The organism is Methanobacterium veterum, from assembly GCF_000745485.1.
GTDB classification, from domain to species: Archaea; Methanobacteriota; Methanobacteria; order Methanobacteriales; family Methanobacteriaceae; genus Methanobacterium_D; species Methanobacterium_D veterum.
Window position 1 is genome coordinate 555,163 of the sequence record NZ_JQJK01000008.1, and the last position, 16,622, is coordinate 571,784.

At 33.8% G+C, this 16,622-nt stretch carries 17 protein-coding genes; 2 read left to right on the forward strand and 15 right to left on the reverse strand.

Going from position 1 to position 16,622, the window contains the following annotated elements; all coding sequences use genetic code 11:
• Positions 1-51: 51 nt before the first annotated feature.
• Positions 52-1,392 carry a GMC family oxidoreductase N-terminal domain-containing protein gene (locus EJ01_RS02875; RefSeq protein WP_048080400.1) on the reverse strand — a complete coding sequence of 447 codons (1,341 nt, stop codon included), beginning with the start codon at positions 1,390-1,392 and terminating at the stop codon, positions 52-54.
• Between the two features lie 263 nt (positions 1,393-1,655).
• Between EJ01_RS02875 and EJ01_RS02880 the strand changes: the two genes are divergently transcribed.
• A complete protein-coding gene (locus EJ01_RS02880) occupies positions 1,656-2,315 on the forward strand; it encodes a zinc dependent phospholipase C family protein (protein ID WP_048080401.1) in 660 nt (219 codons plus the stop codon).
• A 62-nt stretch (positions 2,316-2,377) separates the two neighbouring features.
• Here the strand turns inward: EJ01_RS02880 and hemA are convergent, their stop codons facing one another.
• The 14 genes from hemA to EJ01_RS02950 form a co-directional block, all read right to left on the reverse strand.
• Complete coding sequence (gene hemA / locus EJ01_RS02885; protein WP_084689109.1) at positions 2,378-3,640, reverse strand: glutamyl-tRNA reductase; 1,263 nt, start codon at positions 3,638-3,640, stop codon at positions 2,378-2,380.
• A 69-nt stretch (positions 3,641-3,709) separates the two neighbouring features.
• Positions 3,710-4,324: a precorrin-2 dehydrogenase/sirohydrochlorin ferrochelatase family protein gene (locus EJ01_RS02890; RefSeq protein ID WP_048080402.1), complete on the reverse strand. Its 615-nt coding sequence runs from the start codon at positions 4,322-4,324 to the stop codon at positions 3,710-3,712.
• A gap of 95 nt (positions 4,325-4,419) precedes the next feature.
• Positions 4,420-4,899, reverse strand: coding sequence for a methanogenesis marker 9 domain-containing protein (locus EJ01_RS02895; RefSeq protein WP_048080403.1), 480 nt, complete (start codon positions 4,897-4,899; stop codon positions 4,420-4,422).
• Positions 4,900-4,992: 93 nt separating this feature from the next.
• On the reverse strand, positions 4,993-6,588 hold the full coding sequence (gene atwA, locus EJ01_RS02900; protein WP_048080404.1) for a methyl coenzyme M reductase system, component A2: 1,596 nt from the start codon (positions 6,586-6,588) through the stop codon (positions 4,993-4,995).
• 79 nt (positions 6,589-6,667) lie between these two features.
• Positions 6,668-7,378 (reverse strand): MJ0144 family RNA dihydrouridine synthase-like protein, encoded by a 711-nt coding sequence (locus EJ01_RS02905; protein WP_048080405.1) that lies wholly within the window; start codon positions 7,376-7,378, stop codon positions 6,668-6,670.
• An 80-nt stretch (positions 7,379-7,458) separates the two neighbouring features.
• Positions 7,459-8,217, reverse strand: coding sequence for a GTP cyclohydrolase III (locus tag EJ01_RS02910; protein ID WP_048080406.1), 759 nt, complete (start codon positions 8,215-8,217; stop codon positions 7,459-7,461).
• Positions 8,214-9,119 carry a 2-phospho-L-lactate transferase gene (gene cofD, locus EJ01_RS02915; RefSeq protein ID WP_048080407.1) on the reverse strand — a complete coding sequence of 302 codons (906 nt, stop codon included), beginning with the start codon at positions 9,117-9,119 and terminating at the stop codon, positions 8,214-8,216. The genes EJ01_RS02910 and cofD overlap by 4 nt, the downstream gene beginning before the upstream one ends.
• 270 nt (positions 9,120-9,389) lie before the next feature.
• On the reverse strand, positions 9,390-10,157 hold the full coding sequence (locus EJ01_RS02920) for a coenzyme F420-0:L-glutamate ligase (protein WP_048080408.1): 768 nt from the start codon (positions 10,155-10,157) through the stop codon (positions 9,390-9,392).
• Positions 10,158-10,179: 22 nt separating this feature from the next.
• Positions 10,180-10,785 (reverse strand): IMP cyclohydrolase, encoded by a 606-nt coding sequence (locus EJ01_RS02925; protein ID WP_048080409.1) that lies wholly within the window; start codon positions 10,783-10,785, stop codon positions 10,180-10,182.
• An 82-nt stretch (positions 10,786-10,867) separates the two neighbouring features.
• On the reverse strand, positions 10,868-11,266 hold the full coding sequence (locus EJ01_RS02930) for an ExbD/TolR family protein (protein ID WP_048080410.1): 399 nt from the start codon (positions 11,264-11,266) through the stop codon (positions 10,868-10,870).
• Between the two features lie 38 nt (positions 11,267-11,304).
• Positions 11,305-12,144 carry a MotA/TolQ/ExbB proton channel family protein gene (locus tag EJ01_RS02935; RefSeq protein WP_048080411.1) on the reverse strand — a complete coding sequence of 280 codons (840 nt, stop codon included), beginning with the start codon at positions 12,142-12,144 and terminating at the stop codon, positions 11,305-11,307.
• A gap of 391 nt (positions 12,145-12,535) precedes the next feature.
• The gene (gene rnhB, locus EJ01_RS02940) at positions 12,536-13,144 is read right to left on the reverse strand and encodes a ribonuclease HII (RefSeq protein WP_048080412.1); all 609 of its coding nucleotides are present in this window, start codon (positions 13,142-13,144) and stop codon (positions 12,536-12,538) included.
• An 87-nt stretch (positions 13,145-13,231) separates the two neighbouring features.
• A complete protein-coding gene (locus EJ01_RS02945) occupies positions 13,232-14,305 on the reverse strand; it encodes a rod shape-determining protein (protein ID WP_048080413.1) in 1,074 nt (357 codons plus the stop codon).
• A gap of 1 nt (position 14,306) precedes the next feature.
• The gene (locus EJ01_RS02950) at positions 14,307-14,936 is read right to left on the reverse strand and encodes a hypothetical protein (RefSeq protein WP_048080414.1); all 630 of its coding nucleotides are present in this window, start codon (positions 14,934-14,936) and stop codon (positions 14,307-14,309) included.
• Positions 14,937-15,751: 815 nt separating this feature from the next.
• On the opposite strand from EJ01_RS02950, the gene EJ01_RS02955 reads away from it, so the two are divergent.
• Complete coding sequence (locus EJ01_RS02955) at positions 15,752-16,426, forward strand: archaetidylserine decarboxylase (protein ID WP_048080415.1); 675 nt, start codon at positions 15,752-15,754, stop codon at positions 16,424-16,426.
• Positions 16,427-16,622: the final 196 nt, after the last annotated feature.

A 16,622-nucleotide genomic window follows, 5' to 3' on the forward strand; every position in this document is an offset into this window, starting at 1 on the left:
TATATTCACCAAGTCTAACTATTACCATGTTAAAATTTAATAAAAAGAAAATTAAGCTGTTAATTGATCTATATTTTCGATCTCGGTCCTTTCTGCAATGGTTTGAGCCAGTCGTTTAGCAAGTGCTGCCACTGTGAGTATTGGAGGCCTGCCAGGGGCCTGCGGAATTACACTTGTATCTGCAATGAAAAGTCCTTTAATTTTAGTTTCAAGGTTGTTATCAACCACTTTACCAATTGCAGCAGTTCCACCCGGATGTGCCCCTCTTATTGGAGTTGAAACTATGGATGAAGGGTCTACACCTGCTTTAACGAGAATTTCAACACTTTTCTCATACCCCTCTTTTAAAAGCCCAAAATCTCTTTCAGTAAGCTGCTTTTCAACGGATCTATCCGAATTAACCTTTCCATTGGCTTCATCGGCTATTTTAACCATTATACCCATTATGTCCTCAGGATTTACATTAAATCCTTTATTTTCTAAAAGAGAGACAATTTGGGCAGAAAAGTGCGGAGATAAAAAATATGGACCAAATTCGGCTTTAGTTCCCATTGGAATTTCTTTGTTGAGTTTTGCATCCTTTAAAAATCCACCAACAGTTATAAAAAGATCACAGAATAATCCTTCACCTGCATTTTCTTTAATACCTGAATTTTTTAAAATAACAGGAGTATTTAAAGCTCCTGCAGAGATTATAACCTTTTTTGCTTCAAAAATTTTTGTTTTATTTCCAAATAGACCTTCAACTCCTGTAACCTTTCCATTTTCATAGATGATTTTTGTAACTGTAAAATCAGAGATAAGTGTTGCTCCATTATCTACAGCTTCCTTTACAAATTGAGTAGAATCCCATTTTACACCTTTTTTACATCCACTGATACACAGCCCACAGCTGTCACACTTGGAAAAATCAATGAATTTAGGCATAGGCTCCATAAAATAGCCAAGACTTTCTCCAGCATCCGCTATTTTACGTGTTGCAGGTCCCATTAAACTGGCTGGAAATGGGCTAACTTTTAAATCTGCACTTGCATCTATAAGTTCCTTGAAGAGATCAATGTCATGAATTTTAAATTGAGTAGTTGCAGAATTAGAGTAACAAGTACTGCACGCGTAACATGCATTTGCAAGGGAAACTGGAGTGGTACCCCCTACATCTTCCAGATACATTAATTCTGCAGGGTAATCAAGAAAATCATATTTATCAATATCCTTATCAGGTAAATCTGCCTTTAAATCTACAGGAATACGTTTGATATAGTCCGCAGATGTACCTGTTTTGTGGCGCTTTCCTTTCTCCAAAATCAAGACTTTATAGCATTTTTTCGAGAGTTCTCTAGCTACTGTAGCGCCTCCAGCGCCAGTTCCTATTATTATCACATCAAAAGTCATAAAATTCATCCAAAATAATTTTAAATCCTCAAAAAAATCGAAACTTTCGAAAATCTATGATTTTTGACAGATTTTTTTGGGAGTTAGAAAATGCGAAGCATTTTCTAAAATATTTATCGTAACAATTGTTATATAACAATCGTTATTTATACTTTGTGTTCAAAAATTTCAAAATCAAAAACATTAAATAAAGTTCTTTAAAATTATAACTTATAACATCTGCAGAATGAACCCACTTAAAACATAGTAAATACCGTGAAATCATGAATAAAAGTATAATACTCGCTATTTTTTTAGTCTCAGTATTCATAAATATTTCCGCTGTTTCAGCTTGGGACTGGAACACCCACGAGGAAATAGTAGAAAGTAATTACCATTCATTACCTGAAGATATGCAGCAAAATTTAAACTTAAACCTGATGAAAAAAGGATCTACGGCTCCTGATTTTGTGTTTTTTGACTTTAAGTATCATAGTTACCCAAATAGTTATGAGAAAGCTATTTACTGGTTAAACAAAGGGAAGTTCTACTATAAAAAAGGTGATTTCTATTATGCAAGTTACTGTTACGGTGTAGCATCCCATTACATCACAGACAGCTTTTCAGCGCCTCATGCTGCAGGTGTGGGCGGGCTTCAGCACAGCATTTATGAGGTAAAAGGAAGTTTTCTAAAGCCCAAAATGATTCAAATTAAAGGAGATTTAAAATCAACCATGTACAATGGTGATCTAAACGGGGCAAAAAGCTGGAACATGTGGATTAAAAGCAAAAATGATTCTTTAATCCAGAATGATTTAGATCATGCTGCAGGTGCATCTTACAATGCATTATACAGTTCCCTAAATGATGCATACCCTATCCAAAAAAATAATTTCCAGGTAAATAACAATTTAGAATTAGTATACATTTACTTAATTGGTTAACTTGAAATCAATAGTTATGATTTATCAAATTTTGAATAAAGATATTAAATGAATTAATTAGTTTATGCATCATTTTTCGTTCTAATTGCACATAAACTTTGACTTGGCAAACCCTCATGCTTTTTAGGCTTTTCTAGGGACTTAAAAATATTTTTTGCACTTTCAATTAATTCTTTGTCATCATTTTCAGCGGCATTTTTGATATTTCTTATGATATCACAGAAAATTTTATCCACTACCACCTGAGTAAGGTCTTCCACTATTTTTTCCTTGCCATCAATGTCTCCGAGCATTTTAAATGCTTTTTCAGTTTCATGAGACCTTATCTTTTCTGCATTTCTCCTTATATCCGAAATAAGAGATTCAACTTCAAGGCGTTTTAAAGATTTTTTAAGAAGTAAAAGTTCTTCAGAAATTATTTTTTCAGCATCTTTAGCTTCAGATTCCCTTAACTTTCTATTTTTATCAGCTATTCCCCTTAAATCATCTATATTAAATAATTTAACCCCAAGTTTTTTAACATCTTCCTCTACATCTCTTGGATTTGCAATATCAACTATCACAAGCTTCTCCAGCTTCTCTGGTGAAACCGCATTTTTAATTTTTTCACATGTTAAAATAGGGTGGGGTGCTCCAGTAGCGCTTATTATAACATCAGCATCACTCATAGCCTCATCAAGCCTATCAAAATGGATTGCATATCCTCCAAGCTCTTTTGCAAGGTCTACTGCACGATCATGGGTTCTATTTGCCACTACTATGGCTTTAAGATGTTTTTGAACCAGTGCTTTTGCAACGAGCGTTCCCATCTTTCCAGCTCCAATTACAAGGACTTTTTTACATTTCAAATCCCCGTGCACTGATTCTGCAAGTTCTACTGCTGCAGAACCTATTGAAATGGATCCTTTGTTGATATTGGTTTTTTTTCGAACTACCTGACCAACATGGATAGCCTTTGTAAACACCGTATTCAAAAGATCCCCCGCATAGCCCTCTCTAAGATGCTTTTTTCTCGCGTCTTTTATCTGCCCTAATATTTGATCTTCACCTATTATCATAGATTCTAATCCGCAAGAGAGTCTTAAAAGGTGATTTAATGCATCATCATCAGTTTCAACTACAAAATCAAGGAAATCAATATTATCAATATAACAATCATTTAAAACTAAATAAAGCTCAGCACGGTTACATGTTTTCATCTGGAGGTACTCATATACCGAGTATTCATCCTTGATTTTTGCAAAGATTTCATCCATCTGGAAAGTAGACTTTTCCATTGTACATATATCTGCTGTATTATGGTCGATTCTGATATTTAGAATCATTTTACGCCCCCGAATAATATTTAAATCATTAAAACCAGTGAAAATCAAGGGATTTTGTAAATGGTGGTGTTAATTCACTAACTGCTGTTTGATATATTTTTTAGCATCCTCTAAATTTCCCTGCCTTAAATATTCCTGTATGTTTTTATCATTTAAAATTTTATATAAATAATCTCTACGTTTTTTTTGATCATTCATATTTTCTTTTAAAATATTTCTTGTGAAATTCTGGAGTTCCAACTGTAAAATATCTTCCTCCAGTATCACTTTTTGTATTCTTTTTCTTAACTCTTTTGCCATAAGAGGGCTCTTTCCACCGGTAAATATCGAAAATTGCACGTCACCTATAGAAAAAGTAGAAGGAACAATTAAATTACCTTCATCTGGATAATCAGCCCTATTTAAAAGTTTTCCTTTGGCTAATTCTGCCACGCGCCCATTTAATTTATGATCTCCAGTGGCTATTACCACAAGATCTGACCATTCAACCCATTTTTCAACTTCATCTAACGGTTTGAAAGCAGCCCCAAGATCAACAAGATCATTTGGAACTTTTTCATTTATTACAGTGACATTAGCCCCTGCTTCAATAAATCTACGGGCTCTCCGAGCTCCAACTTCCCCCGCACCAACAATTAAAACATTTTTGTTTTCCATCTGCAGGAAAAGAGGTGTCCAGCCCATATTTAAATCTCCAGTTCATAATTGAAATTTAATTGGCTTAACCTTTAAGATTAAACCAATTGGATAAAAAAATAAAATATATTTAGAGTCTTTGATTATTTGCCTGATTCAAGGCTCTTCATCTTTAAAATCTTTGCAGCCATCCTTAGATCATTTCCACATTCTTGAAGAACGGTAGTTGCTTCTTCTTCTGGAATATCAAAAGCATCAGCAAGTGCTTTTACTTCTTCCTGTGATGATTCAGATATGCCTACAAGCTCTTCAGATAACTGTTTTTTAAGTTCCATATATTCATCAGAGCTCATGTTTATCCTTCTCATTACCATATCCCTTAAAGGGCATGGTTTAGATGGTTTACAGCACCAGACAAGAGAACCAAAACAGGTTCCTTCTCCTTGACCTAACCTTGTTTTTTTACCAAATTCTTCTTTTTTTGCTATATAATCTTGAGAACTAAGATTTGCATCTTCAAGTGCATATATAATTGGGCAAGGTTTAACCGGCGGACAACAAAATGCCAACGCCCTTTTGTCCCCTCCCCTACATACGTGTGATGGTGAATCTTCCCATACCATTATATTCCTCCATTAGTATAAATCTATTAAATTTAACTGAAAATCTAATTTTCAGTAATAAAACTAATTTAAATCTGAAAAAAAATATTGAATTTATTCTTCAGTAAGCATTTCTTTCTTTTCAGTTGGAGTCAAATCTTCCACTATATCCTTCGGATCTCCTATTTTGAGGATTTTTCCACCTCTCATAAGAGCAGCCCTATCACAGACATCAAGTACAAAGTCCATATCGTGTGATATTATAACAAAAGTCTGACTTAATTCATCTCTCGCCTTTATTATAGAATCTGTAACCTGAACTCTAGTTATTGGGTCCATAGTTCCAGTAGGTTCATCAAGAATGATTATATTAGGTTCTTTTATTAAAACTTGTGCCAAAGCAACCCTGTGGCGTTCACCGCCGCTTAATTCGTCAGGATATTTATTTAATAAGCTTGCAGCATATTCTTCATCAAATCCAACTACTTTAAGCGTGTATATTGCTTTCATTTTTGCAAATTCTGCAGGCAATTCTAAACTTATAGCCTCTGTTAAATTCCCTAAAACAGTCCTATGAGGGTAAAGACTGTATTCTTGATGAAGAATGCCCAAATAAGGTTTTATTCTTCCCCTTCCAAGTGGGCCTGATTGAGTCATGTCGATCCAGTCATCCCCAAGTTTTGCAGATATATTACCTGAACTCGGCTCTGTTAACCCGTAAAGTATTCTTGAAAGAGTTGTTTTACCTGCCCCACTTAAACCAACAATACCAAAGATTTCTCCTTCGCCGATGGTCAAAGTTATACCGTCTACAGCTTTAATTACTCCCCTTTCGATGGAGTAATAATGCTTTTTGACATCTTCCATTTCAATAATTGGACCGCCAGTCACGAATTCCTCTTTCTTTTCAGGAAGTGGGACCTGTTCTAAGAATCGGGCTACAACTTCTTCAGGGTTACCTTCATCTATTATTTCTCCCCTTTCAAGCCATATTACATAATCAGAAAGTTTTCTCATAACTTCAGGCCAGTGAGAAGTTATAATCATTGTAGTACCCTTCTCTTTTACACCTTCCAGTAAAGCATGGTGTATAAGTTCAGCAGTTTTTGGATCGAGTGTGCCTGTAGGTTCGTCTGCAAGGAATATCATAGGTTCCTTTGCTATTTGTCTTGCAAGTACTACCCTTTGTTTTTCTCCACCACTTAAATCCCTTGCAATGTGAGTTATCCTGTGAGTCATTTGCGTCATTTCAAGGAGGTCTATAGCCATATAAGTGCTTTCTTCCTCATCATGACCACTAATAGATTTTAATACGTTGTCAATTACAGTATCATCTTCATAAAGAGCAAATGTCCTCTGTAACATTATGGAAATTCTTTTTCTAACTGCAGCATATATTTTTCTATCAGTATCCCACAGATCAACACGTTCTGCTTCAAATTCCCCTCCGCAGGAACATTTTTGTCCCACTTTTGATGGAGGATCAGCCCGATAACATTTAGGGCAAAATGCAATATTAAAGATAATCTTACCGTTATCAGGCTTATATTCCTTCATTCCACGAAGCATATTAATGAGTACTGATTTTCCAGCGCCGCTTCTACCTAAAATTCCCAATACGCTGCCTTCATTTATAGTTATATTCAAATTTTTTAAAATTTCCACGCCACCAAATGTTTTTGTGACGTTTTCTAATTCTATAAAAGACATGCAATCACCTTTGGATATAAGTTTGCAGTAAATATGTTATATATTTGATCGTAAATATACTAATTAAAATTTTAATATTTTATATCTGGGATAAATCAAAAGGAACACTTCCTTTTAATGTAACTCTTGCTATTGATACCCCGTCTGCACCTGCAGAAAGCATATCACGTGCAGATTTAAGATCATGGATAGAATTATTGCCTATTAAAAATATTCCAGTGTTTTCTTTAATTTTCCTTATAATATTATAATCTGCATGGTTGTATCCGGGTTTCATGGCATCTACATGTAGATAGTCAGCGCCGGCTTTTTCAACAGCTTTTGAAACTTCAATATCATCTACATTCTGGACATTTGCTCTAATCTTAACCGATACTTTACTTTCAGCTCTTTTTACCACATTTTTTGTAAAATTGTATAAGTTATGAGTATCATAAAGAAGTGCCTGTCCACAGCCAATATCCATTATTTCAGGCTGTCTGCAGTGTGCATTTATTTCTACCACATCAATTTCTGGTAATTTCGATACTTCAATGATAGGTTCAAATGAAACTGAGCGTAGATTAACAGATACAGTTCCTTTCCAGGAATTTTTAATTAGATCTGCTTCTTTTTTAATGGAAGGTATTACATTTTCTTCATTTATGTTGAATTCCCGCCTTCCTCGTTTAATAATACTGCATCCTGCATTTATAGTCGGCTTATCTAAGTTATAGCCACCAAGTGTTACCATGTCAAAACCATAAGGAACCATTTTCAGGCAAAAATTCCCATCGGTTATCCCTGCCATTGGCGCTAAAACTTTAATAAAATCACCTGTAAAAAAATTATTAATTAAAGTAAAAAAATGTAAATAGAATAATTAATCCGCTATTTTTTGTTCATTACATGAACAAGATCGTAGGTAACTCCACCTCTTATCTCTTCAAGAGCTAGATCTGCCAGATTAGCAGCTTTTTCAGCAGTAGGAGCTTTTCCAATACCTGCTTTAAGTGCTATATTGGTTTCGTCTTCGATCTCTTCCACTATTTTTAGGAGTCCTTCAGGACTGAGTCCATTACATGGAGACATAAAATTATCTCCACCTATAAAGAAGACAAGCGAACCTTTCTCGATTAATTTTTTCATTAAAAAGTGTTGAACTCTATTTACAATAAAAGAAGTATCATAAGCTGGAATTATGTCAGTTAAAGAATCTGTAATCCCATTTATATCTATATGGGCAATTTGAACGAAGCTGTCCTCTTTATTTACAAGACCATCTATAGCCAGAACTTCCTTTCGTTCTTCAGATTGTGCCCCGCCGTAATTTTGAAGAGCTGCTGTGGCATCTCTTTGAGCCTCATATGGTGTTTCAGCTGCTGCAACACCCATACTCACAGTTATTGGGTATCTATTACCTATTGATTTCTGGATTCGTCTATGGTCCTCCATATCTACATTGTTAGTAATTGCAAGCATGTTATCAAAACGTGTAAAGAAAACAAGTCCACCTTTAGCTGCAAATTGTCTTTGAAGATCAGCATAAAGCTCTGATTGCAGGATTTGAAGATCTGCTTCAGCCCTTGGAGCAGGAGTGACTGTCCATGGGCCATAATTATCAATTTGAATTAAAGTCATCTGTATCATAAAATTTCACCCAAAATAATTCTGGCTAACCTCACTTTATCATTGATGGTCTTCATGTTTGTGTTTGTTATAACGACCTTTGATATTAGTTTTTCTATTTTTTTCTCAGATTCGGTGTCCTCAACATCTATGATAAACTTGTCCATAAATTCTTTATAAATTGTTGCAACTCCTTCACATGACACTTCGTAGCCCATTGCATTCATAAACTTTGCTGCGGGACCACTTACCGGATTTCCACCGATTATTGGAGATACTGCAACAACATAAGAGTTTTTAAGAGCTTCTTTAACTCCTTTCATTGAGATTATTGGCCCTATGGATGTTATCGGATTAGATGGCCCTATTATGACCATATCTGAATCTTCAATAGTAGTTATTACATCATCTGAAGGTTTTACATCAGCATATATTATATCTTCCACTTCAGGTTGTGCTTTTTTTTCAACCAGAAATTGATGGAAACTCATTTCACCTTCATCTGTTATAATCTTGATATTCGATTGTTCATCACTCATTGGAATGATCTTTGACTTAATGTCTAATTTTTTTCTTTGAATATCTACGACTTTAGAAAGAGGATATTTCTCCATTAGCATGGTCTTTTGAATCTTAATGGCACGATCCTTATCCCCAATTCTTAAGATCTCATTATATCCCATTTCTTTTAAAGTTTCATGGGTTATAAATGTATCTTTGTTAATACCATACCATGTATTTTCATTTATAATTCCTGCGAGAGTATACATCACAGTATCTATATCTGGTGCTATGTAGTTTCCTGATATATATGTATTTTCTACGGTGTTTACAATTATGTTGATATCATCAGGATCAGCTGTTCGAGCTATTCCCTGAATTAATTTTGGAGTTCCGGTTCCTCCAGAAAGTATTGTTATCATAGGACTCGTCTTTAAGTTTTTTTTGTAATTAATGATCTAGAGTGGAGATCAACTGTGCCAATCCCCAATATTTAAATACTCAATATCTTTTGGAGTATATGAATGTTTTGAAAATCGCAGCCCGCATGTTTTTAGGGATTTGATACTTTAATTCATATCTTCAAAATTCTATTTTTGAGATTTAGAGTCCTCAAAAATTATTTATTCGCAGGACTCTCCTTTATATTAACAACTTTATGATGGTTTAAATATGACTATAGTTTATATAATTTAAGTTTTCCTAAATACATCATATTTTTTAGGCCTTACCAAATCCTTAGCTGTGGAACTACTACTTTTTAATATTTTAACGTAGTTAACTCCTCTTATTATAACAACAGGTATTCCTTCATCCGCCTGACCCATTAAAATTGATGCTGCTGACGCTAATTCGTCTGCAACAGCGATACTTGTAGTTTGAAGTTCTCTGCCGTAGAGATCTTTTTCACCTTTCCTGTCCCAGAGAGCTTTCATCCCAGATATACCAATTGCTGTACCAATAGCTCCTTCTCTAAATGCCCTGCCTTGAGTATCAGATACAATTACAACAACTTCTTTTCCAGTTAGTGCTTCTATTTTTTTCATTATAAGAGATGCGCTTTTATCTGGATCTTCAGGCATAGGTGTGGCCATATTATCTTCCACATTTGATTCATCTATTCCTGCATTTGCACATACAAATCCATGTTTAGTTTCGCTAATTATAAAATCAGGACCTACCTTCAATATCTCATTGGATTCTTGAATTATAGCCTCTACAACATGAGGGTCTTTGCCTGTTTTTTCTGCAATATCAAACGCTTTTTGAGTTGGTTCAATAGTTTTAAGATTAATTTTATTTCCCTCAGCCTTAGACACTATTGTTTCAGCTATAACAAAGATATCTCCATTTTTAATATTAATACCATCACTATTCATGGCATCTACTATTAAAGCAGCAATGTCATTGCCTTCTGTAATTAATGGAATATTTTCAATTCCGATGATCTTGATGTCCATGTATTCACCATGCTGATATCTACTATAAAGAGCCGATTTTCCACTCATTATCCTCTGCAAATGCAGCTACTGAATCTACAGGATTGGTGAATTCCTCAAATTTTCCACCACTATATATAAATTTAGCCGCTTCTTCAGCGTTACTGCAAACAAATTCAACATCATTTGGCTTTGTATGTTCATATGTTGAAATATAACTGCATTGATCCTCTTTGACCTTTTCAACTATGATTCCATCATGTGTAACAATCCCAATATAAGAATCTCCATCTAATGTTGTAGCGCCTGCAATACGTGGAGTATTTAATTCATCTTTTTCATAATCCATTGTAAGTAACGTTAATGCAATTGAATCTCTTATACTCATACCTGAATCTATTTTTTCTGCAATAATATCAGTATGAGAACCATTTGTAACTACAGCAACGTCATCCACGATCCGGATACAGTTATAAGCAATGTAGGGGTTTACAAAAACATCTTTTTCATGTCCTTCCTTTGGTACAATTGCAGCTCTGTCTTCAAATACATTTACCATCCGATTTGGAAAAGACCTGCTTGAAACTCTATATGCAACAAATTTTCCTGATTCTGTGCTTCCAACTGCTAACATTCTTCCAAGATACATTTTTTCACCTGTTAAACGTATATATCAAATTATTTATTTTTTTTACTGTTAACTTTAATTTATCAATAATTAGCCCTATCCATTAACTAGGCGCTTTCACAGCCTTATTTGTAGGGAATCCCTGAGGAGTAGTTATGATGATTTCACCACTTTTAGCTTTTATAACTATTTCTCCCTCATCAATAACTTTTGTATGCACTGCAATTGCACCGTTTCGTATATAACTGGACATATCCTGTCCATTAACTGTAACTTTCTTCAAACCTGCAACTGGAACCAGATAATATTCAGATGTCCCACTGCTTTGTGTTACCTGTGGTTTTCCAGAAGTAGACTGCGTCTGATCAGCAGCAGCACCGAAGCTACTTGTAACCATTAAAAATATCAGAATCGTAAAAACAACATCAATAAATGGAATCATGTTGAATTTAGGAGTATTTTTCTTCACTTTGTTTCTATATCTGTTTACGTCTAAAACCATTGAATAACTTCCTTGCACATTTAAAGAGTTTTAATGATTTACTGCATTAATTTACTTTCAACAATCTCCGCTTTAGTATTGCATTTTTCCATAATTATGTTGTGAATACTTTTCTCAAGCATACTGGGTTTTAAAGCTACTAAAACATTTGCATCATAATCTTCGATTTCTTTAACTTTTACAATTCCCTCAGCTTCTTTTAAAGCTTCAACAGCCATTTCAGGATCAGTTGCTACTTTTATTCTCATAACTGCAGAATTCCAGTTGGTCATCTTCTTAGCTATCTCTATTTTATCCATTTCATCTTCTATTTTACCTGTGATGTAAGAATGAAGAGGCACCAAAATTATTGCAACAGCAAGTCCGGCTATAGTGGTAATTAAAGCTATATAAATCCCTTCAGCCATTCCGGATGAGCTTGCACCCATTCCAAGAGCTCTAAATGTATACCACATACCTAAAACTGTTCCTATTAATCCTAAAAGAGGGGAAATTTCAATTATCATTTTAATTGTGCCCAGGCCTTTAGTCATTCTTCCCATCTCAACTATGAAAACACGTTCCATTGCATCTTCAACTTCGGTTTTATTTCTGTAACCTATTTTTAAGGCCTCTGAAATGATTTTTGAGACGGGATTTCGATATTTGCCTATTGAACGCAGTGCTTCAAGAGACCCTCCCTTTTCCATTGCATCGTTCACTGTTCCCATAATTAATGGTGGAGAAACTTTTGATATCTTGCGTAAATAACGAATTTTCTCAAGGGAAGCTAAAACCCCATATATTCCTATAATAGTTATTATATAAGTTATAATTCCCCCGCTCTGGAACATCTCCAATATAGTACCGAAAGTACTGCTTAAAAACTCATATATCATTGTATCCTGGTCCTACTGATTTTAGCATGTTTCAGTTTAGTTGTTGTGTGTCCTTTTAATAAATCTATCAAAATCAAAGTGCAAAAATAATGTTTTATGCTCAAACATACGGGTTTGAGAGTTTTGTAAACATTCAAAATTCTTTAATTTTGATTATCGAAACCATATTTCAAATACTTTCGAAATCTAGGATTTCGAATGCAAACAGTAAATGTTTGCAAGTTTATGATCTTCGTTTGTGCTAATGATTTAAAATAGTTACTGAAATTTTTATTATTAAATTAATGATCAGTATGATTACTTTTACTTTCTTATATCACTGTTTTTAAAAAAGAAGTTATTCTGGATCTAATTAGGAAATTTAAAAAAAATAGGTTTTTATGAATGTAGTTTACATGTTCTTTTTAACTGTAGCCCATGAACGCCTTACAAAATCAGGCAAATTTTCATAGGTAAACCTCTTTAGAAATGCAATTGTTTTAGGATCGCTGGGGTATCCTGACCCAACATCTTTATATTCCTTCCTTATTTTATCAATTGCCGAATCACGTTCAACTTTGGCAACTATAGACGCTGCTGCCACAATTGGAAACTTATCCTCAGCTTTATGTTCAGCTATAACTTTCAGATTCGCCTTAACACTTTCCATTTCATCACAAAATCTCTGAGGTTTAATATCAAGACAATCTATATAAGCAATATCAGGATCAAAATGCCCTATAACTTTTTTCATGGCAATTTTTTCGATTTCATTTAAATTGACATCTTTAGCCCTTAAATTATCGATGTCTTTAGCTTCTATGCTAACAGTGTAAGATTCTGCAATTTTGTTTATTCTCCTTGCAAGTACTTTTCTTCTTCCAGGAGTTAATCTTTTAGAATCTTTTAACTCAAGCCTTTCAAGCTTTTCAAGCCTATCATCTTCAATTGCTACTCCGCAAACAACAAGAGGTCCGATTACAGGGCCTCTACCCGCTTCATCTATGCCGATTATTTTCATTGTATCTAAAAAAAAGAAGTTTTTGATTTAATAAAAAGGTTGGTATTTGAACTTATAAAAATAATGGGGAAATATTAAGTATCTCCATTATTTCATGGCTTTCAGACGTACTTCTGGTTCAAGTGCCCTTGGTTCTGCAGCTACAATAGCAGCTCCTTTTGCAACCACTGTCATAGGGTCATCTGAAATTTCTACAGGAACGCCTACTTCTTCATATATCCTTTCTTTTAATCCCCTAAGTTGTGATGTTCCACCAACAACTACGGTTTCTTTGTAAACACCAGATATAAGTTCCGGAGACATCCTTTCAAGTATAACTTTTAATGCTTCAATAAGTTCAACTACAACTGGTTCTGCAGCTTCTGCTACCAGTGCTGAATCTAATTCAACTTCTTTTGGTTTGTTAGTTTCCATATCTTTTCCAATTGCAGTGGTCTTTATAGTTTCAATATCAGAACCAGAATGGACCATTCCAACTTCTATTTTAGCTTTTTCTGCTTCGTGAATTCCTATCTGGACATTGTATAACTCTTTAACTTTTTCTACAATGTTATCATCAATATTATCTCCACCAAGTCTTACTGTTTCTATATCAGTAATTCCACCGAGAGAGATAACCACAATATCACTTGATCCAGCACCAATATCAATTACCATTGTACCAGATGCTTCTGCAATTGGTAATCCTGCACCTATAGCTGCTGCAAGACCTTCACTTATAACTAAAACATAGCTTGCTCCAGCTTTTCTACCGATTTCTTCTACAGCATTCTTCTCTACTTCAGATGCATCTCCAGGAATACCTATAACTATCCTATCAATATGATCCATGGAGTCTCCTGCTCCTTTATCCATAGCATAAATAAGGAGAGCTTCTGCCTGAGCTACACTTTCTATAACTCCTTTTCTTAGTGGCCTTACTGCTATAATATCCTCAGGTGTCCTTCCAAGCATTAGTTTTGCATCTTCACCTACTGCAAGCACATAAGATGGATCTTCTTTTTTTACAGCTACTACTGATGGTATTTTATAAAGATCAAATTTATCTCCTGAAGGTTTTGCGACAACGGTGTTAAGTGTACCTAAATCAATTCCTAAGGTATTTGTTATCCCTTCCTTCCTCACTTCTTCTGTTTCTTCCTTCTTTCCAAAAAGATTCATTTTATTCCTCCTTTAAAATATCATTAAACCTTATTACAAATATTTTGTTTGACTTTGCAATTTCTTTGATCTTCTCTATATATTCTTCTTCAGTTGATATTAAAACTGTTGATAAAGCCACATCTGCCATTTTAAATAAAGGGTCAGCAATATCTCGAGCAAATTTCGGTAACCATCGGGTTATATAAACATCAGATTCTATAAAACCAGTAGTTTTATCTTCTAAAAGAAATGATGCCTTAGCTGTACTTTTTTCCAGGTCCCCTAAGAACTTTTTAATATGATCTTCAGGCCCTACAGTCAGCATTAAGTTGGGTTCTTCCCCAATATAATAAGGAGCTATTTTAAGGGAAGCTCCGCCGTCTTCTTTAGATATTAAACTTAGATTTCTAATTTTATCCGCGTCACCATATAACATAATGAAATCAAATTTTTTGGTTACAAATGACTCTCTTGAGGTAATGTGTTCCCTGCAAAGTATCTTCACTCTTTCTTTATCTAATATAGCTTCATATGCAATATTATTAATCATTTCTTCATTACCGGCTATTACACACCATATTTTATCTGAAGTTTGCATTGTTGAAACTTTTGCAGCTTTCCTTAAAGTCTTAATTTTGTTTTCTATCATCAATACCACGTCTTACTTCTCATGGTAAACTCCACACATAATAATAAATAATTTTTTTAAATATTATTCTAACTTTTGAAAACCTATGATTTTCAATACCCCGAAATTCTAGGAATTTCGAGAGATTTCGAAATCAGAGATTTTGAATGTTTGCAAATCAGAGATTTGCAACCGTAAAAATTCAGAGAATTTTTACAGTGTTCAACAGCACAAAAAAACTTATGGTTTTTTGAGGTTGAAGGAAAATTTTTAATTTTCTGAACCCAAAAAAACTTATGGTTTTTTTGAGGCCGTCGAAAATTCAAAGAATTTTCGGGGTATCAAAAATTCAAGGAATTTTTGAATACCGTCGAAAAATTGAAAATTTTTCGGCCGCAAAATCCATAGGATTTTGCATGATTTTGCATACTTATTTTAATATACTATTACAATTCCTACATATAAAAAACTATAAATAAATATGCCCAAATTTATCCCAATAGTACTCCCAATAAATATGTTCTATAATATATGACAATTAAGCAGAATAATTATATAAACTTTTATGAATTGATAAGATAGTAAATTAAATGCATATCCCAATTTAAAAGAAAACTAAATAAATTCTTTTTTAAACAATATGGATGTGTTGAAGTTCTATTTTTAGTATTGACACTCGTTTAAACATAAAAAAGATTCAAAATTTCAAGTGCAAATCAATTCATGAAATACATATCCTTATACAAATAATTTTATAGATGGAACATAAAAAATCTGTAAATCCATTACATTTGTAAATTCATTACACTAACATTCATTAAAAATTTGTGATTCTCATGTTCGTTAAAGGAACTTTAAAAAAAGCAGGAGTATTTTTAACTTTAGCAGTCTTACCATTTTTATTTGGATATTTTTTAGTAAGTCTAATCTTATTTTCCATTGTAGCATTTATTATGCAGTTTTTCAGAGACCCAAATAGGAGGGTGCCTCACGAGAAAGGTGTTGTAGTGGCCCCTGCAGATGGCAGAGTACTCAAAGGACAAATTGATAAAATAGAGATAGTTGAATACGATGATCCCCTTATGAAACATATATTAAAAAAAGGGGAAAAAGGGGTTCGGATAAGTACATTCATGTCTCCTTTTGATGTCCACGTGAATAGATCTCCTGTTTCTGGAAAAATTGTAAAGACCAAACACTTCTCTGGGAAATTTAAACTGGCATTTAAGGATGCTGAAACCGAAACTGAAAAAGAAAAGAATTTAATAGTAATTGACTCAGAATATGGAAAAATTGGAGTTATTCAAATTGCAGGTTTTGTAGCAAGGCGTATAGTCCAATATGTCAATGTAGGAGACAGTGTCGAAATAGGAGAAAGATTAGGAATGATAAAATTTGGATCTAGAGTAGATTTAATTGTGCCCTACGAAAAATGCAAATTAATGGTTAAAGAAGGTCAAAAACCAAAAGCAGCAGAAACAATAATGGCTAAAATGGTAATAGCTAATTAGATGCATACAACTTTTTTTAATATACTGTTTCAATCCGAAACAAATTTTCTTTTAATATAAATTAATTCCCAAAATTTATTTTGATCCAAAATCATTACTAAATTCAAACCATCTTAATATAAGTATATTGCATGCCAAATAACCCATATTTCAGTTAAATTACATGCACTGTTACAGATGATTTTAGTATAAATAT